Origin of the sequence: Leeuwenhoekiella sp. MAR_2009_132, from assembly GCF_000687915.1 — a bacterium.
Classification (GTDB): domain Bacteria; phylum Bacteroidota; class Bacteroidia; order Flavobacteriales; family Flavobacteriaceae; genus Leeuwenhoekiella.
Genome location: NZ_JHZY01000004.1, coordinates 1,270,158 through 1,291,230 on the forward strand (window position 1 = coordinate 1,270,158; position 21,073 = coordinate 1,291,230).

21 protein-coding genes and 1 pseudogene are annotated in these 21,073 nt (G+C 37.5%); 14 read left to right on the forward strand and 8 right to left on the reverse strand.

Annotation, left to right across the window (positions count from 1 at the left end; genetic code table 11):
• The first annotated feature begins 200 nt into the window (after positions 1 to 200).
• A complete protein-coding gene (locus P164_RS13930; protein ID WP_028376946.1) occupies positions 201 to 1,007 on the forward strand; it encodes a THC0290_0291 family protein in 807 nt (268 codons plus the stop codon).
• Positions 1,008 to 1,023: 16 nt separating this feature from the next.
• Here the strand turns inward: P164_RS13930 and P164_RS13935 are convergent.
• Positions 1,024 to 2,169 (reverse strand): annotated as a pseudogene (locus P164_RS13935) (cystathionine gamma-synthase); the annotation flags it as partial.
• A 105-nt stretch (positions 2,170 to 2,274) separates the two neighbouring features.
• Here P164_RS13935 and P164_RS13940 point away from each other — a divergent pair.
• Positions 2,275 to 3,036, forward strand: a complete 762-nt coding sequence (locus tag P164_RS13940; protein WP_028376948.1) for a DUF3298 and DUF4163 domain-containing protein — start codon at positions 2,275 to 2,277, stop codon at positions 3,034 to 3,036.
• Here P164_RS13940 and P164_RS13945 read toward each other — a convergent pair.
• Complete coding sequence (locus P164_RS13945) at positions 3,020 to 3,496, reverse strand: DinB family protein (RefSeq protein ID WP_028376949.1); 477 nt, start codon at positions 3,494 to 3,496, stop codon at positions 3,020 to 3,022. The genes P164_RS13940 and P164_RS13945 overlap by 17 nt on opposite strands.
• An 83-nt stretch (positions 3,497 to 3,579) precedes the next feature.
• Between P164_RS13945 and P164_RS13950 the strand changes: the two genes are divergently transcribed.
• Positions 3,580 to 3,933, forward strand: coding sequence for an arsenate reductase family protein (locus P164_RS13950; RefSeq protein ID WP_028376950.1), 354 nt, complete (start codon positions 3,580 to 3,582; stop codon positions 3,931 to 3,933).
• A 6-nt stretch (positions 3,934 to 3,939) separates the two neighbouring features.
• Entirely contained in the window at positions 3,940 to 4,836 is an 897-nt protein-coding gene (locus P164_RS13955) for a DMT family transporter (RefSeq protein ID WP_028376951.1), read from the forward strand.
• On the opposite strand, the gene P164_RS13960 is transcribed toward P164_RS13955, so the two are convergent.
• Positions 4,833 to 5,309 carry an acyl-CoA thioesterase gene (locus P164_RS13960; protein WP_028376952.1) on the reverse strand — a complete coding sequence of 159 codons (477 nt, stop codon included), beginning with the start codon at positions 5,307 to 5,309 and terminating at the stop codon, positions 4,833 to 4,835. The two genes, P164_RS13955 and P164_RS13960, sit on opposite strands and share 4 nt — an antisense overlap.
• A gap of 123 nt (positions 5,310 to 5,432) precedes the next feature.
• Here P164_RS13960 and P164_RS13965 point away from each other — a divergent pair, with 123 nt between their 5' ends.
• From P164_RS13965 to treF, 4 genes are all read left to right on the forward strand, one after another.
• Positions 5,433 to 6,455 (forward strand): bestrophin family protein, encoded by a 1,023-nt coding sequence (locus P164_RS13965; RefSeq protein ID WP_028376953.1) that lies wholly within the window; start codon positions 5,433 to 5,435, stop codon positions 6,453 to 6,455.
• Positions 6,455 to 7,432: a YheT family hydrolase gene (locus P164_RS13970; protein ID WP_028376954.1), complete on the forward strand. Its 978-nt coding sequence runs from the start codon at positions 6,455 to 6,457 to the stop codon at positions 7,430 to 7,432. Before P164_RS13965 ends, P164_RS13970 begins: the two co-directional genes overlap by 1 nt.
• 79 nt (positions 7,433 to 7,511) lie before the next feature.
• Positions 7,512 to 8,024 carry a plastocyanin/azurin family copper-binding protein gene (locus P164_RS13975; RefSeq protein ID WP_028376955.1) on the forward strand — a complete coding sequence of 171 codons (513 nt, stop codon included), beginning with the start codon at positions 7,512 to 7,514 and terminating at the stop codon, positions 8,022 to 8,024.
• 124 nt (positions 8,025 to 8,148) lie between these two features.
• Positions 8,149 to 9,717, forward strand: a complete 1,569-nt coding sequence (gene treF, locus P164_RS13980) for an alpha,alpha-trehalase TreF (protein ID WP_234405868.1) — start codon at positions 8,149 to 8,151, stop codon at positions 9,715 to 9,717.
• An 86-nt stretch (positions 9,718 to 9,803) separates the two neighbouring features.
• Here treF and P164_RS13985 read toward each other — a convergent pair whose 3' ends face one another.
• The 3 genes from P164_RS13985 to P164_RS13995 are packed head-to-tail and all read right to left on the reverse strand — an operon-like array spanning position 9,804 to position 13,053.
• Entirely contained in the window at positions 9,804 to 10,727 is a 924-nt protein-coding gene (locus P164_RS13985) for a hydroxypyruvate isomerase family protein (RefSeq protein WP_028376957.1), read from the reverse strand.
• The gene (locus tag P164_RS13990; RefSeq protein ID WP_028376958.1) at positions 10,727 to 11,365 is read right to left on the reverse strand and encodes a gluconate 2-dehydrogenase subunit 3 family protein; all 639 of its coding nucleotides are present in this window, start codon (positions 11,363 to 11,365) and stop codon (positions 10,727 to 10,729) included. Before P164_RS13990 ends, P164_RS13985 begins: the two co-directional genes overlap by 1 nt.
• Positions 11,366 to 11,367: 2 nt before the next feature.
• Positions 11,368 to 13,053 (reverse strand): GMC oxidoreductase, encoded by a 1,686-nt coding sequence (locus tag P164_RS13995; protein WP_035900125.1) that lies wholly within the window; start codon positions 13,051 to 13,053, stop codon positions 11,368 to 11,370.
• Between the two features lie 193 nt (positions 13,054 to 13,246).
• On the opposite strand from P164_RS13995, the gene P164_RS14000 reads away from it, so the two are divergent.
• Genes P164_RS14000 through P164_RS14025 form a run of 6 tightly spaced genes read left to right on the forward strand, consistent with a single transcriptional unit; the run spans position 13,247 to position 19,299 of the window.
• Positions 13,247 to 14,224, forward strand: a complete 978-nt coding sequence (locus P164_RS14000) for a sugar phosphate isomerase/epimerase family protein (RefSeq protein ID WP_028376960.1) — start codon at positions 13,247 to 13,249, stop codon at positions 14,222 to 14,224.
• Between the two features lie 8 nt (positions 14,225 to 14,232).
• A complete protein-coding gene (locus P164_RS14005; RefSeq protein WP_028376961.1) occupies positions 14,233 to 15,465 on the forward strand; it encodes a nucleoside permease in 1,233 nt (410 codons plus the stop codon).
• 1 nt (position 15,466) lies between these two features.
• Positions 15,467 to 16,618, forward strand: coding sequence for a Gfo/Idh/MocA family protein (locus tag P164_RS14010; protein ID WP_028376962.1), 1,152 nt, complete (start codon positions 15,467 to 15,469; stop codon positions 16,616 to 16,618).
• A gap of 56 nt (positions 16,619 to 16,674) precedes the next feature.
• Positions 16,675 to 17,730, forward strand: a complete 1,056-nt coding sequence (locus P164_RS14015; RefSeq protein WP_028376963.1) for a sugar phosphate isomerase/epimerase family protein — start codon at positions 16,675 to 16,677, stop codon at positions 17,728 to 17,730.
• Between the two features lie 8 nt (positions 17,731 to 17,738).
• Positions 17,739 to 18,485, forward strand: a complete 747-nt coding sequence (locus tag P164_RS14020) for a DUF1080 domain-containing protein (RefSeq protein WP_028376964.1) — start codon at positions 17,739 to 17,741, stop codon at positions 18,483 to 18,485.
• A 4-nt stretch (positions 18,486 to 18,489) separates the two neighbouring features.
• A complete protein-coding gene (locus P164_RS14025; protein ID WP_199907802.1) occupies positions 18,490 to 19,299 on the forward strand; it encodes a DUF1080 domain-containing protein in 810 nt (269 codons plus the stop codon).
• A gap of 53 nt (positions 19,300 to 19,352) precedes the next feature.
• Here P164_RS14025 and P164_RS14030 read toward each other — a convergent pair whose 3' ends face one another.
• Entirely contained in the window at positions 19,353 to 19,769 is a 417-nt protein-coding gene (locus P164_RS14030; protein WP_028376966.1) for a hypothetical protein, read from the reverse strand.
• Between the two features lie 78 nt (positions 19,770 to 19,847).
• Positions 19,848 to 20,939 (reverse strand): zinc metalloprotease, encoded by a 1,092-nt coding sequence (locus P164_RS14035; RefSeq protein ID WP_028376967.1) that lies wholly within the window; start codon positions 20,937 to 20,939, stop codon positions 19,848 to 19,850.
• Between the last annotated feature and the right edge of the window lie 134 nt (positions 20,940 to 21,073).

Here is a 21,073-nt window from a genome sequence, read left to right on the forward strand (position 1 = left end):
TTTTTACTATTTATAATATTCTACACGCTAATGCAGTGCAAATATATAATATCAATAAAAATAAGGGTATAAATTTTCCATATTCTTAATATAGCGTCTGTATTTTTATATTTTTTAAATGTAATATTCTGGGAAGTGCATAATTTTAGGTTAAATCGGATGTTTTAGTATATTTGTCGTATAAATATCCCCAATTATCAATGAATACCAAAATCCTCTTTGCGGTATTATTCATCTGTTTGTCAATGCCTTTCAAAAGCAATGCTCAGTTTGGCTTCTCAAATGAAGTAGGAATAATCGCAGGCCCCTTACTTTTTCAATCTGATTTTGGTTTGCGCGAAAATGTAGATACAAATTTGAATAATATAGGGATTGGGGTTGGTATTGTTCATTATATGAACTTCGCTTATCGCTCTGATTGTAACTGCTATACACGGGATAAATACTTTAACGACCATTTTAAATTAAGAACGGAAGCAGATTTACACTACTCCAAGTTTACACACGAGGGTATTGAGTCTCAAAAAGAAACCCCCGAAGGTTACGACTTAAGAGATCACAAAGGGTCTTCTCTCGTTTTTGAATTAGGTATGCAGATTGAATATTTCCCTAAAAGTATTCGTGATTTTCAAGCAGGTGGCTATAAAGTAGCACCCTATATAAGTTTAGGAGCTCACTATGTAGGCTTTAACCCATCCTACTCTTCTATTCAGGATGTTGAAGGAGCAACGCCTGAAGATATCTATTTTGATGATTTTCTTATAGGTGATGGTAAATTAGGCGGTATTGACGATAGCTCTGGCAATACCTGGGCGCTCACAGGAAGCGTAGGTATCAGATACAAAATAGGCGAATTAAGCGATATAAACCTAGAGCTGCGCTATCACAAATATTACTCTAACTGGGTAGATGGCCTAAATCCTGATGAAGAGTTTTACCCGCCCAATAGATATGATGATTCTATAGTCTGGCTAAATATTGGGTATATCTACTATCTCAATTTCTAAAACTACAATTATCGCTCTAGTTTAGAGCTTGTTTTAAATCTTCTAGAAGATCATCTATATCTTCTATACCCACACTCAATCGTATTAAAGAATCTTTTATTCCTAAATTTTCACGCTCTTCTTTGGGTATACTTGCATGCGTCATACTCGCCGGGTGTCCCGCAAGACTTTCAACGCCTCCTAAACTTTCAGCAAGAGTAAATACTTTTAAATTTTCAACGACTGAAACTGCGCCTTCAAGCGAATCATTTTTAGTTGTAAAAGAAACCATTCCGCCAAAATCGTTCATTTGCCTCATTGCGATATCGTGGTTAGGGTGATCTTCAAAACCAGGCCAGTAAACCTTATCAACTTTAGGATGCTCTTTTAAGAAATGTGCAACTGCCTTTCCATTTTCACAATGACGCTGCATACGTACATGAAGTGTTTTAATTCCGCGTAGCGCTAAAAAACTATCCTGTGGTCCACAAACAGCTCCACTTGCATTTTGAATAAAGTATAACCTATCTGCCAGCTCTTTATCTTTTACAATAAGTCCCCCCAGAACTAAATCGCTATGACCGCCCAGGTACTTTGTTACACTGTGCATAACGATATCTGCGCCCAGATCTAAAGGTTGTTGCAAGTAAGGTGTGGCAAATGTATTATCTACAGCTAAGAGTAAATTATGTGCTTTTGCTACTTTTGAAACTGCCTCTATATCTATAATATTCATCATTGGGTTTGTAGGTGTTTCTACCCAAATAAGTTTTGTTTTATCTGTTATTACATTTTCAATCTTTGAAGTATCCTGCATCCCTACAAAACGAAATTTTAAACCAAAACCTTCAAAAATCTTTGTAAATAACCGGTAGGACCCACCATACAAATCGTTTGTAGAAATAATCTCATCACCGGGCTTAAAAAGCTTTAAAATTGCGTCTATTGCTGCTAATCCTGAACCAAAAGCCAAACCAAAATTTCCATTTTCAATACTTGCCAATGCATTTTCAAGAGCTTTACGTGTAGGGTTACCACTACGGGAATATTCAAAACCTTTATGACCACCCGGGGTTGTTTGAGAATAAGTAGAAGTTTGATAGATAGGAGGCATTACACTACCATAAGCAGGATCTGTGTTGTGCTGACCACCGTGTATCGTCTTAGTATTGAATTTCATAAATTTTAAACTTTTATTAAATCGTACCGTAAATGTACCTTGCTAAGTAAGCTTTGCCAAAAATCAATGTACCTTTATCCTATGTTTAACAGGCAAAAAATTATTAATTTGAAAAAATACTTCTGCTTTTACGTAATACTATCTGTTGTAATTAGCTGTCAAAAAAAGGAATCTCCGTTAGCTTTTAAAAATACCATTTACAATGCAACCACTCTAGAAACATGTAAAAATGGCATATGTCCTGAAATTGAAATTAATAAATTAACTGCTCAGGGTCCAGACGAATTATCTGATTCTATCAATAATGCTATAGAGCGCATTCTTATAAGCAATCTTATCATCAACCCAGACGAAAGCCCCGAAATAAAAACGCTAGATAAGGCCATCGCAAATTTTATTTCAAGTTACAGAAGTTATCAGGATGAGTTTCCCGAAACAAGTGCCGGCTATGTATTTACCAGCAACTCGACAACCAGCTACAATGGCGAAGAACTACTAAGTATCATTTTTGACACTTATAGTTTTTGGGGAGGAGCACACGGTTATGGAAGCACCACCTATCTAAATATTGATAAACAAAACGGAAAATCTCTTAGCCCGGAAAATCTAATTAATGATCTACCCGCTTTTCTAAAATTAGTGGAGCAAAAATTTAGAAATCAAAAAGAAATTCCTGAAAATGAAAGCATTAACAGTACTGGTTATTTCTTTGAAAATGATAGCTTTATTTTACCGGCTAATATAGGATTTACTGAAAACGAAATGATTTTAATTTACAACCCATATGAAGTAGCTTCCTATGCTGAAGGTCAAATAATAATTAAGATCGCGTTAAGCGAGGTTGCTCCGTTTATTAAACCAAACCTATAGCATGGCGTAAGGCCAGTACAGAGCCTAAATGAATGCCTTCATGAAAATTATTAAAAGCCAATGCATCGTCTACATTACTTAAGGTGCTTCCGGTAGATACCGTATATTCTTTAAATTCATTAAATACACCAGCGACATAATCTGTAGCTGTATGGTCTATGGTAATGCTTAAGAGTTCACATATCTCAACTAATTCTTCCTGAGAAATATCGCGTTCAGGTTTAGTTCCTTTGCGGTACATTTCTATAAACTCTGAAGATACACGAGGCTTTACACCAGAAAGGATATACACCAAAACCTGCTGTGTAGCGATAACGTGCGCAATATTCCAAATGATGTTATTATTGAAGCCCGCAGGTATTTTATTTAAATCTTTGAGCGATATTGTCTTTAGAAAACCTTTAAATATTTCGCGATTCTTACGACTTATATCGAGTGTATACTCTAATGTAAAGGGCATGGTTTTAAATTTTTTCTAAAAGTACTATTTTAGAAGTAAAAGCAATTACTTTGTAACTTGAAGAATATTTTAAACTTCGTATTTTGAAAAAAGTCTATTATTTATCTACCTGCGATACCTGCGCCCGCATTTTAAAAGAAATCGCACTGCCTTCAGCATTTATTAAGCAGGATTTAAAAACCGACCCCATATCTGAGGAGCAACTTAACGAATTGCATAATCTAACCGGAAGCTTTGAGATGCTCTTCAATAAGCGCGCACGACTCTACAGAGAACGTGGTTTAAATACACAAAAACTTGAGGAGCCTGATTTTGAAGAACTTATTTTAGAACACTATACCTTTCTAAAAAGACCGGTAATTGTAAACAATGACAAAATTTTTATAGGCAACAGTAAAAAAGTAGTAGAAGAAGCTAAAGCTTCAATACACTCATAAGCTGATATGAATAAACGCGTATTAGCGCTTCTCGCAGCAACCGGTGCCAGCACCATTTATGGTATAAATCATACATTAGCAAAAGGAGTCATGCCTAATTACATAGGAGCTTATGGCTTTATACTATTGCGCGTTGTAGGCGCAGCTGCTTTATTCTGGTTGGCGAGTATTTTTACAAAATCAGAAAAAATAGATTCTAAAGATTATTGGAGATTACTTGGTTGCGCTGTTTTTGGTATGTTTATTAATATGCTTGCATTTTTTAAGGGATTAAGCCTTTCTACTCCTATTAATAGTTCGGTTATTATTACACTTTCTCCAGTAATACTCTTAGTACTTTCTGCAATTTTTCTTAAAGAAAAAATAAGCCTTATTAAAATTTTAGGAATCGCTATAGGGATGCTTGGAGCACTGGTACTTGTACTATTTGGCGCATCGCAGCAACCTAATGCACCTAATATACCCTTAGGTAATGTGTTGTTTTTTGTAAATGGGGCAACATATGCAGTTTACCTTATTTTAGTCAAACCCATCACTCACAAGTACTCAACAATAACATTAATGAAATGGCTATTTCTTGGCGGTGTTATTCTTAACTTACCTTTTACGCTAAACGAATTTACCGCTGTAAACTGGTTAGAACTGCCATCAAATGCAATATGGATTATGATATTTGTAGTTGCCGGCACCACATTTTCTACCTATTTTCTCAACCTCTACGCCTTAAAAACTTTAAAAGCTTCTACTGTGGGAGCCTTTATCTATTTACAGCCTCTAATAGCTGTTATTTTTGCAGTTCTAGTAGGTGCAGATAAGATTACTCCCATACGCGCAATAGCAGGACTTTTAATATTTGCAGGTGTCTATTTATCTACCCGCACAAGTAAAGCCGCTATTTCTTAACTTAAATCCTGGGGTTTCTTGCCGTATCTGCGTGTATCTTCTTTGGTAAGAATTTTAAAATCTTCTGTATGTTCTAATTTAGCAAGATTAGCGATAAGCTCTTCGGACAATGCCGTAAGTTTTCGTTCTTTTAAATCAATCCAGGCACCCATCATTTCGCAACTTGCAAAATTTCGGCCATTATGATCGTAAAAATTATGCAAGAATTCAAAATACATCCCGTCTTCTGCGATACCCTTTAACTGTAGGGATACCGTCACAGGCTTCCCTGCAAATACTTCTTTAAAATAATACATATGCTCATAAAATACTACCGGGCCTATGTTATACTTAGCCATTTCTTGATGACCAAATCCATTTTCCATTAAGAAAGCCATTCGTGTATGACTCATAAAATTTATATATGCGCTATTCGCCAGATGTCTATTTGCATCAATATCACTCCAGCGTATTTCAAATTGTTTAGTGTACATAAGTCTCTATTAAAACGCAAATATATTGAAATATCCTATGCGTGCATACTATTTAAAATTACCTTAATACGTATTACAGTCGCATCAAATGCCTTTATCTTTGGCTGAAATAATATTATTTATATGTTAATTAGAAGAAATATAAGCTGGAAATTAATCTTGCGATACACGTGGAAAGAGCTTCTGTTTTTTCTGGTATATTCTTTAGCTATTTTTTTTGTTTACCACTATTTAGGCTGGTATTTTATAGATATTCCCTTTGAACCTCTAACAGTTATTGGTATTGCTGTTTCCTTTTACCTTGGCTTTAAAAACAGTCAGAGTTATGATCGCTTTTGGGAAGGTCGTAAAATTTGGGGAATGATTGTAAACTGGAGTCGCACCTGGGGTATACGAGTATTAAGTCTTATAAGTATAGATGACCCTATTGCAGAGAAAGAAATAAGGAGAGATTTATTTTACAGACATATCGCCTGGCTCAATGCATTACGCGTTCAATTGAGACAGCCTCGTACCTGGACCCTTCAGGAAGGTGCCTTAGTAGAACGTCTTTTTGACCGTCATGCAGAGCGCAATCAAGAAAGTAGTGAAGTACATCAATATGTAGGGCAAAGCGAGTATGAGGAGACAAAAGACCGGGCAAACCCTGCTACACACCTTTTAAAAAATCAGGCATTAATAATACAGCGTTTGAGAAAAGATCAGGTTATAGATGGCTTTCAAGAAATGCAGTTACAGGAAGCCTTAGCAAAATTCTATGATTTTCAGGGAATGTGTGAGCGTATAAAAAACACCCCATTTCCCAGACAATACGGTTATTTTTCAAAAGTTTTTACGTGGATATTTGTATTACTGCTTCCGCTGGGATTACTAAATATTTTTGAAAATCACGTTTCAGAAGATATCGAACCCGCTAGGCAAATTGCTTTTATGTTTTTACAAATGATCCCATTTACCATTCTAATTATGTGGATTTTTACCACTATGGAATATGTAGGAGATAACAGTGAAGATCCTTTTGAAGGCAAAGCTAATGATGTGCCTATGACCGCCCTCTGTCGTACTATTGAAATAGATTTACGGGATATGCTTGATGAAGAAAATTTACCCGAAAGTATAAAACCTAAAGACGATATTCTCTATTAATGCCATTAATTGAATCTACATATACAGCTAAAGGCCCTTTCAAAAACGCACATTTTAACACTATTTTTGCCGCCAAGTTAAGACGCGTGTATGGCGTTTACCAAAAACGGGAACGCGTTATTTTATCTGACGGTGATTTTATTGATATCGATTGGAGTTATTCTAAGAGTACCAGTAAACTGTCAAAAACTGTATTACTCTTTCACGGTCTTGAAGGCACCGCTAAAAGGACCTATATGTTAGGAACCGTAAAGCAACTCATACAACATGGTTATGATTGTGCAGCCATAAATTTACGCAGCTGTAGCGGTGAGATTAATACTAAATTAAGATCGTATCATTCTGGAGCATCAGAAGATGTGGCTGAAATTATTAGTCACATTAATAGCTTAAAGAAAAACACCCAATTATATTTATGTGGCTTTAGTCTTGGCGGCAATCTCATTTTAAAATATTTAGGAGAAAACCGAGAGCGACCAGATAACATTATTGCTGCTGTTGCCATATCTACTCCCATAGATTTATTTGATTCTTTAGGCGCCTTAGAAAGAAGTGGAAACTGGATTTACCGATGGTCATTTCTTAAAGATTTACGAGCTAAATACAAGATGAAACTCACTAATTTTCCCGGAGAGTTAAATGCAGAAAATTACAGGAAAATTAAATCGCTGCGCTTATTTGATGAGTATTATACAGCTCCTGCCCACGGCTTTAAAGACGCTCTTGACTATTACACAAAGAGCAGCAGCAGTCAGTTTTTAAATCAAATAAAAGTACCGGTATTACTTTTAAACGCTAAAGACGATAGTTTTCTTAATGAGAAATGTTATCCTGTTTCTGTTTCTAGATCGCATCCATTTATACATCTTGAGATGCCCGAAAAAGGGGGGCATGTAGGTTTTATGACTACACGAAGAACTACGTATAATGAAGAGCGCACATTAGCATTTTTTAACGTGCACACCCTTAAATCTTAAAGTATTCCTATTAACACTCAGAGAGTGTTGGCACACTCTAAATTGTTACGTATATTAGCCCTTACCTAAATAAAAACTAATGAAAACATTTAAACTCACACTTATTTTTGCACTTTCTCTATTACTTGTAAACTGCGGAGATAAAGAAAATAAGGAAGAAAAAGAAACTGTAAAAATTGGCGCTAACAATACATCTACGTCAAAAAAAGCTGACGAAAATGTAACTGAAGTTGTTCTTCTAGCTACAGATTTAATGCAGTTTGATAAAAATGAAATACGCGTTGCTGCGGGTAAAAAAGTAAAATTAACCTTACGTCATACTGGTAAACAACCTGTTGAAGTTATGGGTCATAATTTTGTTTTATTAACCCAAGGCACAGAGATTCCTGCATTTGGAGCTAAAGCTTCTGCAGCAAGAGACAATGGCTATATTCCTGAAGGTACAGACGCGGTAATCGTAAATACAAAAATGCTAGGTGGCGGCCAGTCAGATACTATAGAATTTGATGCACCAGAGCCTGGTACTTATGACTTTATCTGTAGTTTTCCCGGTCATTATAGTGTAATGAAAGGTAAGTTTATTGTAGAGTAAAGCTGCAACACTTAAATACAAACTATAAGCCCAAAAGTTATCAGAACTGATTAATTTTTGGGCTTTTTAGCACTAAATAAAATCTGATATGATTAAATGCTATTCCCTAATACTCGCAATCCTAATGACGTTATCAGTTACTTCCTGTAAAAAAGAATCACAAACAGATTCTGCAATACAGGAACCAATAAATTTTCCTAATAAAAATCTAGATCCTATAGATCGTTACGGAGATCTCCTTATAGACGTACAAACTAATCGCATATTTCCTGACGGAAAAACATTTGTAGATTGCGAGCCTAAATTTCCTTCAGACAGTATTTTAGCAAATTACAAACGTCTTAAAGATCTTCCTGATTTTGATTTAAAAGCATTTGTACTTGAGAATTTTACACTACCTGAGATTTCTACTTCAACTTTTGAATCTGATACTACTCGTACAACAGCAGAACATATTAATGCACTTTGGCCCTATTTAAAAAGAGATGCAGATGCGGTAGAAAATGGTTCTAGAATCTCATTACCCAAAGCCTATATTGTACCCGGCGGTCGTTTTCAAGAGGTTTATTATTGGGATAGTTATTTTATTTTATTAGGATTGAAAGATGCCGGTGAGGTTGAATTAATTGAAAATATCTTAGACAACTTTGCATATCAAATAGAGACTATAGGTTTTATCCCTAATGGTAACAGAACTTATTATCTAGGCAGATCACAACCTCCATTTTTTGCAGAAATGGTAAACCTTCTTGCAAGTATTAAAGAGGAAAAAGAAGTGTTTTTAAAATACCACGATGCTCTTGAAAAAGAATATGATTTTTGGATGAAAGGAGGAGAAGGTCTTACCGAAGATTCTGCCATAGACCGTGTTGTAAAAATGCCAGACGGAAGCTTATTAAACAGATATTACAGTAATACCACTACCCCTCGTGCAGAAAGTTATCTTGAAGATGTGACTACAGCAGAAGAGTCTGGTAGAAATGCCGCAGAAGTATATTTAAATATTTCAGCTGCGTGCGAGAGTGGATGGGATTTTAGCAGCAGATGGTTTGAAGACCCTAATGATATTGCGACCATACAAACTACTCAGATCATCCCTGTAGATTTAAATGCACTTCTTTATAATCTTGAACAGATGCTTGCTAAGGCACGCAGGTTTAATGACAACACAGAAGGTGCCGAAGAATTGGTCGCAGCCGCAGGCGCTCGTAAGGACGCAATTGACTCCTATTTATGGGATGCAGATAAAGGGGTTTATACAGATTACAACTTAACAAAAAAAGCTGCATCTCCTACCCTTTCTCTAGCTATGGTCTATCCGCTGTATTTTAAAGTGGCCTCACCTCAACAAGCAGAATCTGTAGCTAAAGTTTTAGAAAGTCAATTTTTAAAACCGGGAGGTCTGGTTACCACTCTTAAAATTAACACCCAGCAATGGGACAGTCCTAACGGGTGGCCGCCTCACCAGTGGCTTGCTGTACGTGGTCTTGAAATCTACGGAAAGAATACTCTTGCTGAAAAAATTTCTTCAAGATGGTTACACCTAAACGATCAGGTTTATAAACGCACCGGTAAAATGCTTGAAAAATATAATGTGATTGACACCTCACTTGTTGCAGGTGGCGGTGAATACCCTACTCAGGATGGTTTCGGGTGGACAAATGGGGTTTATTTAGACCTTAAAAAGAATTAATTACTAGGTACTTAAACTTTTTTAAAGCAGAATATAACACGGGGTGACTTTTAAAAAAGTCACCCCTGTTTTTTGATGCAAATCTTTTAAAGAAAATTGTCACAAGCAACATAGGCATCTATAACAGCTTGCTCTCCGGCAATACCAGGTTGTGAATTGCCATGTTCCATCCCTAAAATACCTTTAAATCCTTTGCTGTGTATATGCTTAAATATATTCTTATAATTAATTTCACCAGTAGTTGGTTCTTTTCGCCCAGGATTATCCCCCATTTGAAAATAAGCTATCTCATCCCAGCAGGCGTCGATATTAGGTAAAAGGTTACCCTCCTGAATTTGCTGGTGATAAATATCAAATAGAATTTTACAAGCAGGACTATCTACTGCTTTACAAATTTGAAAAGCCTGCGCGCTTTCTTTTAAAAACAAACCAGGATGATTATAAAAATTAAGCGGTTCTAAAACCATTACTAAATCTTCAGGTTCAAGAAGCCCAGCGGCCTGTTTTAAAGACTCAATAACATGTGCTGTTTGATAATTTATATTCTGAGACATATCTACATAACCGGGAACAACGGTCATGTATTTTGCACCCACTCGTTTGGCAACTTCTATAGAAGCCTTTATATCTTTGAGAAACTCATCACGAAGATCTAATTTTCCACTTGTAAGGTTTGGGGCTGTCCAATAAATTTTATGCGCGACAAAAACACCCATTTGCATATTGCGCTGTTGCATAACCTGAGCCATTTTCTTTTGCAATGCAACTTCACGATTACGCATTTCATTATCTTCAAAAGCAGTAAAACCTTGATCTGCCATAAAATGAAGCTGCGCTATTGGATCATCACCTGCGCTATTTTTAAACATCCCCAAATGTGGTGCATAATGCAGATTAAATGTATGCTGAGGCAATTCAATCTCGTTTTGCATCGCAAATAATTGAGAACCACCCAGAGCTAAAAAGGAGCCACTAAGGGCTCCTTTTTGTATAAATACACGTCTTTTCATTAGAGTGACATCACTTTTCCGCCACCTGCTTCAGATTCTGGCAAACAGCCAATGTAAGCTCCCGGTATAGGATCATACCATAGTACGTTTTCACCCACTTCTTCACTATTTTTCCAGGCCCAAACTCCTAAATCACGTACGGCATTTAAATATGCATACGATCCTGCATGTGCATCAAAATCTGCCTTAGGAGCATCTGGATCCTGAGTTTCAGAAATTTGCTTCACGTAACCATCACGTGTTTCTTTATCTGCACCAAGATATTTTGCAACGGCACTTTCAAAATCTTCATCTTTACCGTCTATTAGTTCTTTATCATAGTTTTCTTTAAAGCTTAAGGCAAAAGCATTTGCTCCAGACTTAAACTCTTCTTTTTGCTTATCTCCTGCGACTTCATTCATGTAACTGTCAATAAACTGAGCCAAGTTTAGATCTGATGCTCCCGGAGTATCGCCTTTAGGCAAAATCACATCGAGCACTTTAGTTAGGGCATAACCATTAGTAGCGTTTAAAAAAACGGGCTCCCAATCACTTTTAGGTTCGCTTTTACAACTTTGCAATAAGTTAAAAACAGCAGGGGCTACCATAACATAACCAGCGCCCAGACCAATATTTTTTAAAACCTGTCTTCTTTTCATAATTAAGCGAATTTTCCGTTTTTAAATTGTTCTGCTGCGTGTGCTGCAGCTCTTGCAGTAAAAGCCATATATGTTAATGATGGGTTCACACAACTTGCTGAAGTCATAAAAGAACCGTCTGTAACATAAACGTTAGGTACTGCATGTACCTGATTATTACCATTTAGAACCGAAGTTTTAGGATCTCTACCCATACGCGCAGTTCCCATTTCATGAATACCTAATCCCGGTGCTCCCGGATTATCATAGGGCTTAACATCTTTAAAGCCAGCATTAGTAAGCATTTCTACAGCTTGCTGCTTCATATCTTTTCGCATTTCCCACTCGTTCTCTTTCCACTCTGCATCAAAAGTGATGGTAGGTAGTCCCCACTTATCTACTTTATCATAATCTAAGCTCATTTTATTCTCGTGATACGGTAAGCATTCCCCAAAAGCGGTAATACCTATCGTCCAGCCGCCCGGCTCAGAAATTGCTTTTTTAAGATCTTCACCATATTTCATTTCGGCTACAGCTTCAGTCCAGTCACCACGGCTTGCACCTCCTTGATACCCATAACCTCTTTTAAAGTTAGGTTGATCTGTATCGCCACCTACATTCCTAAAGCGAGGAATGTAAAGTCCGTTTGCACGGCGACCTTTGTAATATTTATCTTCAAAACCATCAAACTTTCCAGAAGCTCCTACCTGAAAATGATGGTCCATTATATTGTGTCCTAATTCTCCACTGTCGTTTCCTAATCCATTTGGAAAGCGTTCAGATTTTGACTGCATTAAAATAGATGCAGAAGCAATTGCAGAAGCACATAAGAAGATAACTTTTGCATTAAAAGTCATTTCTTCTTTAGTTTCAGCATCAATAACTTTAACCCCTGTTGCTAATTTTGTAGTATCGTCATAAACCACCTCCTTTACGATGCTAAACGGTCTTAGCGTCATATTACCTGTTTTTTCAGCAGCAGGTAATGTAGAAGAGTTACTACTAAAATAAGCTCCAAACGGGCAACCACGCATACAGCGATTTCTGTATTGACACGCAGATCTACCTTCAAAGGTTTTGTCTGTATAGGTAATATGTGCGGTACGTCCTATAGTAACCAAACGGTCTTTATAGTTCTGCGCCATGTTTTTCTTAAGATGTTCTTCAACGCAGTTAAGATCCATTGGCGGGCCAAAATGACCATCAGGTAATTGAGGTAATCCTAAATTCTCACCACTTACTCCTATATATTCTTCAACCTTATCATACCAGGGTGCAATATCACTGTAACGCACCGGCCAGTCAACAGCTATCCCTTCTTTTTTATTTGCTTCAAAATCAATGTCGCTTAGACGATAACTCTGGCGACCCCACATAATAGAACGACCACCCACGTGATAACCACGCATCCAGTCAAAACGTTTGGTCTCATTATAGGGGTGTTCTAGATCATTTACAAAAAAGTGGCTGTGCGCCTTGTTTGTGGTATATCCTGTACGCGCTTGCTTAAATTGCTTGGCCTCCTCTTCTTTTGTAGGCTGTCCTTTAAATTTGAAATCCCAGGGATCCATATTCATAGTAGGATAATCTTCAATATGCCTCACCATACGGCCGCGTTCAAGAACTAAAGTCTTAAGACCTTGCTCACTTAATTCTTTGGCAGCCCAGCCGCCGCTAATTCCAGTACCTACCACAATGGCATCGTACATCTCTTCAGGTTTAATACTACTCACGTTTTTTCTAGTTTTTTGATAATATATTCTAGCCAATGCTATCAAATATATAAATTTTAAGTTATTTTTTAGTTAAACCAAAAAAAGTATAATTTAGAGATCTTATATCTTTTGCACCTTTTTCATCCAATTTTGAGACTCGTGCAAATCAACCTAATTTACTCAACCAATGAACGTTAAACTCTTACTAACAACCCTAATACTACTCGCAGTTATCTCGTGTAAAAACAAAAATAAAACTGAAAATAATGTAGATGAAAGCGTTGTAGTTACTCAAAAAGAACCATTTTTCAAGATTTCTCTCGCACAGTGGTCACTTAACAAAGCAATTCGCAGCGGAGAAATGAACCCTCTAGACTTTGCAGAAAAAGCACACGAAATGGGTTTTGAAGGTATTGAATATGTAAGTCAGTTATACACACCCTTAATGGAAACATTTTCTGATGATAAAACCGCATTAGATTCTATTCTTCCTAAATTGAAAGCCAAGTCTGAAGAATTTAATGTGCAAAACGTTTTGATAATGGTTGATGCAGAAGGAGATCTTGCTGTAGCAGATGACGATGAGCGTAATACCGCTGTAGAAAATCATAAAAAATGGATTGATGCCGCCGCTTATTTAGGCTGTCACGCAATTCGCGTTAATTTGATAGGCGCTCCAGATAAGGAGGTTTGGAAAACTAGCGCAATAGATGGTTTGGGGAAATTAGCAGAATATGGAGCTTCTAAAAACATAGACGTAATTGTCGAAAATCACGGCGGCTTTTCTTCTAACGCAAAATTATTAATGGAAGTTATCAATACGATTGATAAACCCAATTGCGGTACGCTTCCTGACTTTGGTAATTTTTGTGTAAAACGTGAAAATGGTGCGCAATGGGATGGTGCTTGTGTTGAGGAATATCCAAGGTATCAAGGTATTGAAGAAATGATGCCAAAAGCTTTAGCCGTTAGCGCAAAGACTTATAACTTTGATGAAGCAGGAGAAGAAACCATTATGGACTTTACCAAGATTCTTCAACTTGTAAAAAATGCGGGATACACAGGCTTTATAGGTATTGAATATGAAGGTGAAAACCTCACCGCCGAAGAAGGAATTATAAAAACTAAAGAATTACTACTTTCTGCAGCACAAAATCTTAACTAATCTTTTTTATGAAATCATTTATTCGCGTACAGCTATCAATCATGATGTTTCTGGAGTTTTTTATCTGGGGTGGCTGGTTTGTTACATTAGGTACCTTTATGGGACAAAATTTAAATGCTACCGCCGGCGAGATAGGCGCTGCATTCTCAACACAATCCTGGGGAGCAATTATTGCCCCATTTATAATTGGGTTAATTGCAGACCGGTACTTTAATGCAGAACGTATTCTGGGTGTCCTACATCTTATAGGCGCTGTTCTTATGTATCAAATGGCAAATGCTACAGATTTTGCGGCTTTCTATCCCTATGTTTTAGGGTATATGATTGCCTATATGCCAACTCTTGCCTTAGTAAACTCAGTATCTTTTAGACAGTTAAAAGACCCTGCAAAAGAGTTTTCTTACATACGTGTATTTGGCACAATAGGGTGGATTGTTGCCGGGGTGGTTATTAGCTATATATTTTTCTGGGATAGTACCGAAGCATTAGCTGCAGGCGCTCTTAAAAACACTTTTTTAATGACCGCTATTGCTTCGGCAGTATTGGGTATTTTTAGTTTTACATTACCTAAAACACCTCCTGTTGTTGCTAAAGGAGAAAAAATAGGATTACGTGATATATTAGGACTTGATGCGCTTTCACTTCTTAAAGACCGAAACTTTCTTGTATTCTTCCTATCTTCTATTCTCATTTGTATTCCGTTAGCATTTTACTATCAGAATTTGAGTCCGTTTTTAACTGAAATAGGTATGGAAGGTTCAACCGCCAAGGCAGCCCTGGGTCAGGTATCTGAAGTGTTATTTATGCTTTTACTACCATTATTCTTTAAACGTTTTGGTGTAAAATTCACCTTACTTATAGGTATGGCGGCGTGGGCAGTTCGGTATTTATTATTCGCTTATGGCAATGCAGACGAGCTCGTATTTATGCTGTTTATAGGTATTGCATTGCACGGTATTTGCTATGATTTTTTCTTTGTTTCAGGACAAATTTATACAGATAGTAAAGCAGGAGAGAAGTTTAAAAGTTCAGCTCAAGGCCTTATCACATTAGCCACCTACGGTGTAGGTATGTTAGTAGGCTTCTTTATAGCAGGTAAAGTAACAGACAGCAATTTATTGAGTGAAGGGGTACACGACTGGAATGGAATTTGGACATTTCCGGTGCTGTTTGCTGTAGCTGTTATGGTTCTTTTTGCTATATTCTTCAAGAACGAAAAAGTAGAAGAAAAACATTTATAAGATGAAAAAATTAAAAATGGGAATGGTAGGCGGTGGCCAGGGTTCTTTTATAGGAGATGTACACCGTAGAGCTTCCAGAATAGATGGGATGATAGATTTAGTTTGTGGTGCCTTTAGCAGTGATGCAGAACGCAGCATCAAATCTGCCGAAGCATTAGGTGTTGCTCCTGAGCGCGCTTACAAAAGTTTTGAGGAAATGATTAAAAAGGAAGCAGAGCTTCCTGAAGCAGAACGTATGGATTTTGTTTCTATCGTAACTCCAAATCATATGCACTTTCCACCGGCAAAAATGGCCTTAGAACATGGTTTTCACGTTATTTGCGATAAGCCGGTTACACTTACGCTAGAAGAAGCTTTTGAACTTCAAAAAGTAGTTAGAAGCAGCGGAAAAGTATTTGCTTTGACACACAACTACACCGGTTATCCTATGGTCAAGCAAGCACGATTAATGGTTGCAAATGGTGAACTTGGAGAAATACGCAAAGTAGTTGTACACTACTTACAAGGGTGGATGTCTACCGCTGTTGAAGAAACCGAAAACAAACAAGCCAGCTGGCGCGTTGATCCTAAAAAATCTGGAATTGGCGGTGCTTTAGGCGACATAGGTACGCACGCTGAAAACTTAACCGAATATATCACGGGTAAAAAAATTGTAGAAGTTGCTGCTGACCTCAGCAGTTTTGGCGCAGGGCGTGTTTTAGATGATGACGGTAATATTTTATTGCGTCTTGAAGGTAATACTAAAGGCTCTTTGAGTATTTCGCAAATAGCAACCGGTGAAGAAAACAACCTCGGCATACGTGTTTATGGTACAAAAGGAAGTGTCGCCTGGTATCAGGAAAACCCTAATGAGCTTACCGCATATTGGTTAGACAAGCCGAAACAGATTTACACACCGGGTGGAAACGGCACTTATGCAGAATCTACCGAATATACCCGAGTTCCTCCCGGCCATCCGGAAGGTTATTTAGAAGGTTTCGCTACCATTTACAGAAGCTTTGCTAAAGAAGTTCTCGCCGTAAAAGACGGAGCAGCTTGCTCTGAACGACCAGATTTTCCAACTATAGATGACGGTTTAAGAGGTATGCAGTTTATTTACGCATCTGTGGCATCAAGCGACAATAATGCCGCCTGGGTAAGCTTAACAAATTAATAATTTAAAAACGCAGCGTCACTTAGACGCTGTGTTTGTATAAAACAAACAACCAAATGAAAACCATAAAAGGCCCTGCAGTATTTCTCGCTCAGTTTATGGACGATAAAGAACCCTTCAATTCTCTTGATGGGTTATGCAAATGGGCAAGCAATCTCGGTTATAAAGGAATTCAAATCCCTACCTGGGAAAACCGGTTAATCGATCTTAAAAAAGCAGCAGAAAGTAAAACCTATTGCGATGAACTTAAAGGTAAAGTAAACAGCTACGGTCTCGAAATTACCGAACTGTGTACACATCTTCAAGGACAACTGGTTGCAGTACATCCCGCTTATGATGAGATGTTTGATAATTTTGCTCCAGAAGGTTTTAAAAACAACCCAAAAAAACGTCAGGAATGGGCTGTTGACCAATTGATGTGTGCCGCAAAAGCAAGTAGAAATCTTGGCATAGACGTTCACGGTACATTTAGCGGTGCATTACTTTGGCATACCTTTCACCCCTGGCCACAGCGCCCACCAGGATTAGTAGAACTAGGATTTAAAGAACTTGCAAATCGCTGGACTCCTATTTTGAATGCTTTTGACGAGCAGGGAGTTGATGTTTGCTATGAAGTGCATCCCGGAGAAGATATTCACGATGGGGTTACTTTTGAGCGTTTCCGCGAAGCGACAGGTAATCACAAACGGGTAAATATTTTATATGACCCCAGCCATTTTGTGCTTCAGCAATTAGATTACATTGAATATATAGACAACTACCACGAGTTTATAAAGATGTTTCACGTTAAGGATTCAGAATTTAATCCTACGGGCAAAAAAGGTGCTTTTGGCGGTTATGGCGACTGGAGAGATCGCGCAGGACGTTACCGCTCTTTAGGTGATGGACAAATAGATTTTAAAACCATTTTTACAAAACTTACCGAATACAGCTGTGACGTATGGGCGGTTATGGAATGGGAATGCTGTATCAAATCTCCTGATCAAGGAGCTCGTGAAGGCGCCCCGTTTATTGCCAGTCATATTATTGAAGCTACAGAAAAAGCTTTTGATGATTTCGCCGGCGCGGAAACAGACGAAGCTAAATTGAAACGAATTTTAGGCATTAAATAAATATCACCATGAAAAAAATCACATTAACCCTAGGCCTTGCTTTAGCACTTTTTGCTTCTTGTAAAGATCAACCCAAAAATTCTGAAAAAGAAGAAGTAGCGCTTACCGAAACGGAAGAAATACAACAGGAAACTGGCGAGTGGACTGTTCTTTTTGACGGAAGCAATCTAGATCATTGGCACGTTTATAATGGTGCAGAACCTACCCAGTGGAAAGTAGTTGACGATGCTTTAGTTTTTACACCCGCAGATAACCGGGAGGGAACCGAAAATCTGGTAACAGATAGCACGTATACAAGTTTTGTTTTAAGCCTTGATTGGAAGATCTCAGAAGGTGGAAACAGTGGGGTATTATGGGGTGTACAAGAAGATCCTAAATTAAACGAGCCGTATTACACAGGTGCAGAAATACAGGTATTAGACGACGAGCGCCACCCTGATGCTAAAGCAGGAACAACACACCGTTCTGGTGCTTTATATGATATGATTGCAGCTCCTGAAGGTGTTGTAAAACCTGCTGGAGAATGGAATACTAATGAGATCACTATTGATTATGATAACAATAAAGGTATTGTAGTTATGAATGGTGAAGAAGTAGTAACATTTCCGGTTACTGGTGAAGAATGGGATGCGATGGTTGCAAAATCTAAGTTTGCAGATTGGGAAGCATTTGCTAAGGTAAAATCGGGAAAAATCGCCTTACAAGACCACGGAAATCAAGTTTCTTACCGAAATATAAAAATCAAACAACTTTAATATGATGATTAAAAAAACATTTATACTTCCGGCTCTGGCTGCAGGTTTGTTAATCTCCTGTAATACTTCCGAAGAAAAGAAAACCGACGAGACTACTGCTCCAGTGAAAGACACCACTATGGTGGTTGAAGAAGCCCCCATAACAGATCCTAAAGAAACTGAAGTTTGGGAACCAGAACCGGCTGTAGTAAGTTTTAGTGAAAAAGGGATCCCTTCTGACGCGGTTGTATTATTTAATGGTGAAAACCTTGATGCCTGGAAAAGTGCTACAGACTCTATCGTAAATGCACCGTGGCAAATAAATAAAGACGGTTCTATGACCGTTGTAGGCGGTACAGGAGATATTCAAACTAAAGAATCTTTTGGAGATATGCAGCTACACGTAGAATGGCAAGCCCCTCAAGTTGTTGAAGGAGAAGGTCAGGGTCGAGGTAATAGTGGGATCTTTTTACAGGGGTTATACGAAGTACAGGTTTTAAATAGTTTTGAAAACCGCACCTATTCTAACGGGCAGGCAACAGCAATTTATAAGCAAAGTATCCCGCTAGTAAATGCTACAAAACCTACTAAAGAATGGCAGACCTATGACATCATTTATCATCAACCTGTATTTGATGTAGATGGTAACAAGACACAAGCTGCTACCGTAACTGTGTTGCACAATGGTGTTTTAGTTCAAGATAATGTAGAGATACAAGGTACTACAGAGTATATAGGAAAACCCAAAAATGAAGCCCACGGTGAAGGTCCCATAAAATTACAGGATCACGGAAACCCGGTAAGTTTTAGAAATATATGGGTGCGTAAACTTTAAGCGTATTATCCCACTATTAAAAAACCCACAAGATATCTTGTGGGTTTTTTGTTTTAAAGTGTGTCTGCTAATAAAAGTAAACGCCCTACAAGAGGCGCCAGTTTTGCAGGCGGACTACCTTTATCAAATTCTGCTGTACGACTATAACTCGCTCCTTTAATCACAAATCTTACAGGAATTGCCGCATCTGTATCTGCAGCATTTGAAGGATTTTCTATATCTCCCGGGGTTGTAATTACAAAAGCCTGCACGAGTCTATTTAGTTCGTTTACCTCACTAGCCGATAATTCTTTAGTAACCCTATCGCTACCATCTCTGTTGTTATCAACCGTAAGTTTATTTCCGTCAACCTTGATGTGGCTATAATAACCTCTGGTAGAAGCTTCATAATCTAAAGTTTGATATGCAGCCTGCTCTTCACAACCTTTAGCAGCAAGCAAAACAAAAAGTAATCCCACTATATAATTCATAATCTATTATTTAAAACTAATGTACAAAAAAGGCGCTCTGCTAAGAGCGCCTTTACAATTCATTTATGAGTATGTAGCCTAGTTTAAGAAGCTCGCTCTTGGACCTCCTGATCCAAAAATTGCACGCATACGTGATTTTTGACCTTCAGAGAACATATACATACAAGCATCGTCAACATAATCCATATAATTCATGGTCATATCTGTAGATCTACAATTTACCGTAGGATACGATGGACAACCGTAATTAGGCGCATCTGAAGATGGCGTATCTGCAACAAAATCATCTTGCTGGCAACGGCCATCACCCCAAATGTGACGTAAGTTTAAATAGTGGCCAACTTCGTGAGTAGCCGTTCTACCTTTATTAAAAGGAGCAGCAACATAACCGGTGTTTCCGATATATTGAGGAGAAATCACTACGCCATCTGTTGAAGATGAACCTCCAGGAAACTGTGCATATCCTAAAATACCACCTCCTATATTACAAATCCAAAGATTTAAATGAGTTTGGGGCGTAACTACATTAGAACCGCCATTTGAAGCAAATTTCATCTCATCTCTTGTTCCCCAGGAAGTACGTGTAGAAGCTACTCGTATCGTCTGACTTAATGTAAAATTGATGTCTGAATCTGCAACTAAACCTGCAAATTCTGAAGGTACATTGTTTACATCTCCATTAGTCGCATTAAAATCTTGATTAAGAATCGCAATTTGAGATTGTATCTGTGCGTCACTTATATTTTCTTGTGAATTACTGTAGATCACGTGAACCACAACAGGAATTGTAATAACTCCTAAACCGTCACTCACAGGATCTGTACCACCGCCCGTATTGGTACCGCCTCCATTACCATTACCTGCTCCTGAAGGCTTTTTTGCATTTATGAATTTTCTTACACCCTTTTCAATCGTGTACATCTTGTCATATAGCTCCTCATTTTCAGATAATTGTCTATTTAAATTAGCCATTGAATAGCAAACTTTAGAATCTTTACCTACTTTAGATTTTCCATTTTCAAAATCATCTGTATACAAATAAAAGTCGCTCATATCAACAGCAACCTCTTGATTTTCTGATATTTGAGAATCTTTCAATTCTTCTGCATTTTCTGAACAGGAGATTACGGTTAATAATGCCAACCCGAGTATTAGTGTTACTTTTTTCATAAATAGTTAATGTTTTAAATTAAGTAGTTTGTAATTTATAAACAATTAACAAAATCTACATATATTTTTCAATAAAATAAATTTCAACTTAATAAATTAACACTTTATCGTATTATTCAATAAGTACCTCAACC

What these genes read in the sequence shown, in the direction of transcription:
- P164_RS13970 (WP_028376954.1), top strand. Translation starts at nt 6,455, where the DNA reads ATGCCATTAATTGAATCTACATATACAGCTAAAGGCCCTTTCAAAAAC.
- P164_RS14000 (WP_028376960.1), top strand. Translation starts at nt 13,247, where the DNA reads ATGAACGTTAAACTCTTACTAACAACCCTAATACTACTCGCAGTTATC.
- P164_RS14010 (WP_028376962.1), top strand. Translation starts at nt 15,467, where the DNA reads ATGAAAAAATTAAAAATGGGAATGGTAGGCGGTGGCCAGGGTTCTTTT.
- P164_RS13930 (WP_028376946.1), top strand. Translation starts at nt 201, where the DNA reads ATGAATACCAAAATCCTCTTTGCGGTATTATTCATCTGTTTGTCAATG.
- P164_RS14005 (WP_028376961.1), top strand. Translation starts at nt 14,233, where the DNA reads ATGAAATCATTTATTCGCGTACAGCTATCAATCATGATGTTTCTGGAG.
- P164_RS13945 (WP_028376949.1), bottom strand. Translation starts at nt 3,496, where the DNA reads ATGCCCTTTACATTAGAGTATACACTCGATATAAGTCGTAAGAATCGC.
- P164_RS13960 (WP_028376952.1), bottom strand. Translation starts at nt 5,309, where the DNA reads ATGTACACTAAACAATTTGAAATACGCTGGAGTGATATTGATGCAAAT.
- P164_RS13975 (WP_028376955.1), top strand. Translation starts at nt 7,512, where the DNA reads ATGAAAACATTTAAACTCACACTTATTTTTGCACTTTCTCTATTACTT.
- P164_RS14035 (WP_028376967.1), bottom strand. Translation starts at nt 20,939, where the DNA reads ATGAAAAAAGTAACACTAATACTCGGGTTGGCATTATTAACCGTAATC.
- P164_RS13985 (WP_028376957.1), bottom strand. Translation starts at nt 10,727, where the DNA reads ATGAAAAGACGTGTATTTATACAAAAAGGAGCCCTTAGTGGCTCCTTT.
- P164_RS14030 (WP_028376966.1), bottom strand. Translation starts at nt 19,769, where the DNA reads ATGAATTATATAGTGGGATTACTTTTTGTTTTGCTTGCTGCTAAAGGT.
- P164_RS14015 (WP_028376963.1), top strand. Translation starts at nt 16,675, where the DNA reads ATGAAAACCATAAAAGGCCCTGCAGTATTTCTCGCTCAGTTTATGGAC.
- P164_RS13990 (WP_028376958.1), bottom strand. Translation starts at nt 11,365, where the DNA reads ATGAAAAGAAGACAGGTTTTAAAAAATATTGGTCTGGGCGCTGGTTAT.
- P164_RS13955 (WP_028376951.1), top strand. Translation starts at nt 3,940, where the DNA reads ATGAATAAACGCGTATTAGCGCTTCTCGCAGCAACCGGTGCCAGCACC.
- P164_RS14020 (WP_028376964.1), top strand. Translation starts at nt 17,739, where the DNA reads ATGAAAAAAATCACATTAACCCTAGGCCTTGCTTTAGCACTTTTTGCT.
- P164_RS13965 (WP_028376953.1), top strand. Translation starts at nt 5,433, where the DNA reads ATGTTAATTAGAAGAAATATAAGCTGGAAATTAATCTTGCGATACACG.
- treF (WP_234405868.1), top strand. Translation starts at nt 8,149, where the DNA reads ATGACGTTATCAGTTACTTCCTGTAAAAAAGAATCACAAACAGATTCT.
- P164_RS14025 (WP_199907802.1), top strand. Translation starts at nt 18,490, where the DNA reads ATGATTAAAAAAACATTTATACTTCCGGCTCTGGCTGCAGGTTTGTTA.
- P164_RS13995 (WP_035900125.1), bottom strand. Translation starts at nt 13,053, where the DNA reads ATGTACGATGCCATTGTGGTAGGTACTGGAATTAGCGGCGGCTGGGCT.